The sequence below is a fragment of the Phenylobacterium sp. genome (assembly GCF_046590535.1).
Taxonomy (GTDB): Bacteria; Pseudomonadota; Alphaproteobacteria; order Caulobacterales; family Caulobacteraceae; genus Phenylobacterium.
Window position 1 is genome coordinate 1 of sequence record NZ_JBKJTG010000036.1, and the last position, 5,141, is coordinate 5,141.

A 5,141-nucleotide genomic window follows, 5' to 3' on the forward strand; every position below is an offset into this window, starting at 1 on the left:
GCCTGGTAGGGGTCGACGAAGGGCTTGCCGAGGGCCTCGGCGACGGCGGGGTGGGTGACGTCGCCCTTGAGAGTGTTGAGGCCGCGGGCCAGGTGCTTGTTGCGCTTGAGCGCATCCAGGCCGCGGTCGGCGATCTGCAGGCGAAAGCCCAGGGTGGCGTGGACCAGGGCGTCGGACGAGGTGCGCGGCGCCGCGCCGGGCATGTTGGCCACGCAGTAGTGGACCACCCCGTCGATCGTGTAGGTGGGATCGTTGTGGGTGGTGGGGCGCGAGGTCTCGAAGCAGCCGCCCTGGTCGATGGACACATCCACCAGCACCGAGCCCGGCTTCATCCTGGCCAGATGCTCGCGGCGCACCAGCTTGGGCGCGGCGGCGCCGGCGGTGAGCACCGCGCCGATCACCACGTCGGCCCTGAGCACCTCCTCCTCCACCGCATCGAGGGTGGAGTAGCGGGTGAGGATGCGCCCCTGGAACATGTTGTCCAGTTCGCGCATGCGCGGGATCGAGCGTTCCAGCACCACCACCTCGGCGCCCAGGCCCGCGGCCATGCGCGCGGCGTTCATGCCGACCACGCCGCCGCCCAGCACGCAGATGCGGGCGGGGGGCACGCCGGGGACGCCGCAGAGCAACAGGCCCATGCCGCCGTTGTGCTTCAGCAGCGTCTCGCCGGCGGAGAACACGGCGATGCGGCCGGCCACCTCGGACATGGGCGCCAGCAGCGGCAGGCCGCCGGCGTCGTCGGTGACGGTTTCATAGGCGATGGCCGCGCAGCCCGAGGCCAGCAGGCCATCGGCCTGGGCCGGGTCGGGCGCCAGGTGCAGGTAGGTGAACAGGATGTGCCGATCCGTCAGCCGGGCCCACTCCACGGCCTGGGGCTCCTTGACCTTGACGATCAGCTCGGCGGCCTCGAACACGGCGGCGGCGTCCGGCAGGATCGACGCGCCGGCCCGCGCATAGAGCTCGTCGGCATAGCCCGCGCCCTGGCCGGCCCCGGTCTCCACCACGACCTGGTGGCCGTGGGTGACGTACTCGCGCACGGCGGTGGGGGTGAGGCCCACACGATATTCGTCCGGCTTGATCTCGCGGGGCACACCTACGCGCATGAAGGCCTCCGGTGGGGATGGTTTTTGCGGGTGCGCGAGGGTTTGAGGGTATGGCGTTGGGGTGTCAAGGGCGGGGGCCGGAGCGACGGGTCAGCGTTCACGGCGCGAACCGACCCGCGCGTGTGAGGCCGCCACTTTCCCGTGCGTCTGGCCAAGGTCGCTGTATGATCGACCCGCGTTCCTCGGACCCGACACTGGAGCCTGCCGCCATGCGCCGCGCCCTCGTTCTCGCCCTTGCCCTCACCACCTGCCTCGCCACCGCCGGCCCTGGCCTGGCCGCGGACCCCGCGCCGGCGCCATCGGGGACGGTGGCCGCCGGCTCCTCCATCCCGCCCAAGGGCTGGAAGGCGCCGCGCAACGCCATGGGCCAGCCGGACCTGTCCGGCCAGTGGTCCAACGCCACCCTGACGCCGCTGACCCGCAACCCGCGCATCTCCTCCAAAGCGACCCTGACGGCGGCCGAGGCCAGGGGGTTCGAGAAGCTGTGGGCCGAGGCCCTGGCCGAATCCGACGCCCCCACCGATCCCAACGAGGGCACGGCGGAGGTGCAGGCCAAGCTGAGCAGCTCCAAACTGGTGGAAATCCGCCCCGACTTCATCGCCGCCGGCGGGGACACCGGCGGCTACAACACCTTCTGGATCGACCCGGGCACCCACCTGGTGGAGATCAACGGGGAGTATCGCTCGTCGATCCTGACCACACCCAACGGCATGCCTGCGGCCCGCAAGGCCGGGGCGCCGGCGCCCAGGGGCGGCGGGTTCCGGGACATCTACGACAGCTATGAGAACCGCAGCCACGGGGAGCGCTGCATCTCCGGCTTCGGCCGCAACTCCGGCCCGCCGATGCTGCCCAACGGCTATTACAACAACAATTACCAGATCATGCAGACCCCCGACGCGGTGGTGATCGAGGTGGAGATGATCCACGACGCGCGGATCATCCGGCTGAACGCGACCCACCGCACCGACGGCCTGCGCCCGTGGATGGGGGATTCCATCGGCCGCTATGAGGGCGACACCCTGGTGGTGGAGACCACCAACATCCAGGAGCAGCAGCAGTTCATGGGCTCGTGGAAGACCCTGACGGTGACCGAGTGGTTCACCCGGCTGTCGCCCACCAAGATCCTCTACCGGTTCCAGGTGGCGGACCCGCAGATGTGGGATGCGCCCTGGGGCGGGGAGTACACCTTCAACACCCTGAACGGCCGGGTCTATGAGTACGCCTGCCATGAGGGCAACTACGCCCTGGCGGGAATCCTGGGCGGCGCGCGGCGGATCGAGAAGGACGCGGCGGAGGCGGCGGCCAAGGCGCCGGCGGCGGCGGCGGCGGCGAAGGGCAAGACCGGAGGGCAGTGACCCGGGGCGCCCCCTGATGGGCGGCGGACCAGGGCGGTTCTGAGGCCTGCAGTTATGTTCTTCTTTTGTTCTTGCGCAACGCGCGCGTTTGTGCGACAGTTCAGGCAGCGTTGTGACGTGCGCCTGAGGGGGCCCCTAGCCCGGGTCGTGTACCCATAAGGCCTCGGCGGAGGCTGCTTCCTGTCGCCACGTGGAAGACTGCTCCCGACCGAGGCTGTGTAAAAACGCGAAGCAGCGCAGACTCCTGACATCACGATGTCGGAGGCCCCGGGATGAGCCGGTTCGTCGAGGGTGAGGATCGCCGTCAGCCGACGCTGTTGCCAAGTTGCCTGGACGACTATGTGGGCGAGGACAACCCGGCGCGGGTGATCGACGTCTTCGTGGATGAGCTGGATCTCGGAGAGCTGGGCTTTGGGGTGACGGCTGCGGCGACAGGTCGGCCGGCCTACCATCCGGCCACGCTCCTGAAACTCTACGTCTACGGCTATCTGAACCGCGTGCCGTCGAGCCGACGGCTGGAGCGGGAGGCCGGGCGCAATGTCGAGCTGATGTGGCTGACGGGGAAACTGGCGCCAGACCACAAGACCATCGCCAACTTCCGCAAGGACTACGGCCCAGCCATCCAGGCGGCTTGCAGCCACTTCGTGATGCTGTGCCGCCAGATCGGCCTCTTCACTCAGGCGCTGGTGGCGGTTGACGGCAGCAAGTTCAAGGCGGTGAACACGCGCGATAGGAACTTCACCGCGACGAAGCTGAAGAAGCGGATGGAACAGGTCGCCGAGCACATTGCGGGCTACCTGGCTGACCTGGACACCGCCGACCGGCAGGAGGGCGAAGCCGCTGAGGCGCGGGCCGGGAAGCTGAAGGGCAAGATCGAAACTTTGCGCGCCCAGATGCAGGCGCTGAGAGTGATGGAGGCGCAGGTGGCGGCCTCGCCAGACGGCCAGGTCTCGCTGACCGACCCGGACGCTCGGTCGATGGCGACCAGCGGCCGGGGCAGCGGAATCGTCGGCTACAACGTCCAGTCAGTGGTCGAGGCAGAGCATCACCTGATCGTGGCCCACGATGTGGTCATGACCGGCAGCGACCGGGCGCAACTCGCCGCCATGAGCGCGAAGGCCAAGGCGGCGATGGGTGTGGACGGCCTCGAGATGCTGGCCGACCGTGGCTACTTCTCGGGAGAGGAGATCGTCGCCTGCGAGGCTCTGGGCGTGACGCCCTATGTGCCCAAGCCGCTCACCTCCAACGCCAAGGCCGAGGGCCGCTTCGGCAAACAGGACTTTACCTACCTGCCCGCCGAGGACGTCTACCGCTGCCCGGCTGGCAGCCTGCTCCCGCACCACATGACCACGGTGGAGAAGGGGCTGACGCTACACCGTTACTGGGACCGCGCGAGCTGCCAGGCGTGCGCCCTGAAACCCCAATGTACACCCAGCGTCGAGCGCCGCGTCACCCGCTGGGAGCACGAGGCGGTGATCGACGCCATGCAGCGACGGATGGACCTAGCCCCGCAGAGCCCGATGAAGCTTAGGCGCCGGATCGTCGAACACCCCTTCGGGACAATCAAAGCCTGGATGGGCCATACCCACTTCCAAATGAAGCGGCTGAAGAACGTGAAAACCGAGATCAGCCTCCACATCCTGGCCTACAATCTGAAGCGGGTGATGCAGATCCTCGGAACAGGTCCGCTGATCGCGGCCATCCGAGCCTGAGGGGACCACGACGTCTCGCGTCACGCCAACCCGGCCAGCTCGCTCGGCACCCGAGTTTTTACACAGCCTCGACCCAAAGCGGACCTCTAGGTGGTCCGCTTTTGGGTCAGAGCCTGCAGTTCCGCCCGCTCGGCGAGCGTCAGGTCCATCGTGGCCGCTGCCCGCCACTTCGCGCGCGCCTCTTCTACCTTGCCCAGCTTTGCCAGCGCCTCCCCCCACTTCAGGTGCAGCCGGCCCCAGCGGGGGGCGAGCTTGGCTGCCTGGGCGAACTTATCGACCGCGCCCGTGGCGTCGTCTTCCGCCAGCAGCGCCTCGCCCCACCAGACGGTGGCGTCTGCATAACGGGGGCTGATCCGGTGGGCCTGGGCGAACAGCGCCGCCGCGCCGAGCCTGTCGCCGCGGGCCAACTTCGCACGGCCCCACTCCGCCGCAGCGTGCGGCGCCGAAGGGGCCATGCGGACTGCTTCGCCGAACCAGTGATCCGCCAGCCGGCGATCTCCCGCGGCTTCGGCGGCGACCGCGCGGACGCGGACGCAGGGTTCACTGTCTAGCGGTGTCTCGGTCAGCACCGCCTCCGCCTCAGGCAGTCGGTCCAGCTTCACCAGCGCAAGAGCACTGTAGGAACACCGAAGGCGCGTGTTGATGGCGGCGTCCCTGCTCTCCTCGAGCACACGCGGTCCCAGCTCGAGGACCTGAGGCCAGTCCTCTGCGACCAGCGCGATGCGGGCCGCCAGGGCGACTCGCCCGACGAGGTGGTCGCCCACGTCCGCAAGCTCCCTGCGTGCCGCGCTGAGTTCGTGAAGCCCGGCGCGACCTCCAATGATGGGCGTGAAGACGACGAACCGCCCTGCCTGATAGCCCAGCACCTTGCTGCGCCTCAGCTCCTCGGCGAGCTGCAGCGCGCGTGCGCTGTCGCCGACATAGGTGGAGAGTCGGGCCTCCGTCAGCAGGGCGTTGTTTCGGCGCGCTTC

At 68.8% G+C, this 5,141-nt stretch carries 4 protein-coding genes; 2 read left to right on the top strand and 2 right to left on the bottom strand.

Going from position 1 to position 5,141, the window contains the following annotated elements; genetic code table 11:
- Nucleotides 1-1,103: alanine dehydrogenase (gene ald / locus ACLL81_RS01895; protein WP_411286652.1), on the bottom strand; the 1,103-nt coding region annotated here is incomplete at its 3' end.
- A 209-nt stretch (nucleotides 1,104-1,312) separates the two neighbouring features.
- Between ald and ACLL81_RS01900 the strand changes: the two genes are divergently transcribed.
- Both ACLL81_RS01900 and ACLL81_RS01905 read left to right on the top strand, forming a co-directional pair.
- Nucleotides 1,313-2,458 carry a hypothetical protein gene (locus tag ACLL81_RS01900; RefSeq protein ID WP_411286653.1) on the top strand — a complete coding sequence of 382 codons (1,146 nt, stop codon included), beginning with the start codon at nucleotides 1,313-1,315 and terminating at the stop codon, nucleotides 2,456-2,458.
- A 272-nt stretch (nucleotides 2,459-2,730) separates the two neighbouring features.
- Entirely contained in the window at nucleotides 2,731-4,170 is a 1,440-nt protein-coding gene (locus tag ACLL81_RS01905; RefSeq protein WP_411286654.1) for an IS1182 family transposase, read from the top strand.
- 86 nt (nucleotides 4,171-4,256) lie between these two features.
- Here the strand turns inward: ACLL81_RS01905 and ACLL81_RS01910 are convergent.
- A partial coding sequence (locus tag ACLL81_RS01910; protein WP_411286655.1) for a hypothetical protein occupies nucleotides 4,257-5,141 on the bottom strand: 885 nt, incomplete at its 5' end.